Annotated in this window: 1 protein-coding gene; it reads left to right on the forward strand. The window is 69.2% G+C overall.

Annotated elements, in window-relative coordinates; all coding sequences use genetic code 11:
• The coding region (locus AB1L30_RS00025) for a tRNA-binding protein (protein WP_367011317.1) at positions 1-338 on the forward strand (338 nt) is incomplete at its 5' end.
• Positions 339-425 lie beyond the last annotated feature (87 nt).

The raw sequence follows: 425 nt of genomic DNA on the forward strand, positions 1-425 counted from the left end.
CTGAGATGATCGACCCGATCGAAGCCTTCGGGGCGCTCGACCTGCGCGTCGGCCGGGTCGTCCGGGCCGAGCCGAACCCGAAGGCCCGGACGCCGGCCTTTTGCCTCTGGATCGATTTCGGGCCGCTCGGCGAGCTGGCGACGAGCGCCCAGTTGACGGCCCGATACCGGCCCGGAACCCTGGTCGGCCGCCTCGTGGTCGCGGCGGTCAACCTGGGGTCGAAGCGGGTCGCCGGGTTTCGGTCCGACGTTTTGGTGCTCGGCGTCGCGGACGCCGAAGGGAAGACGGTGTTGCTCGGCGTCGATGACGACGTCCCGCCGGGCGGGAGGATCCACTGATGGCGACGGCGAAGGTCCAGGTCGGCACCGATGAAGGCAGCCTTCGACTCAGAGTGGCCGTTCGAGGTGAGAAGTAGTTGGAACGGG

The sequence above is a fragment of the Bremerella sp. JC817 genome (assembly GCF_040718835.1).
Taxonomy (GTDB): Bacteria; Planctomycetota; Planctomycetia; order Pirellulales; family Pirellulaceae; genus Bremerella.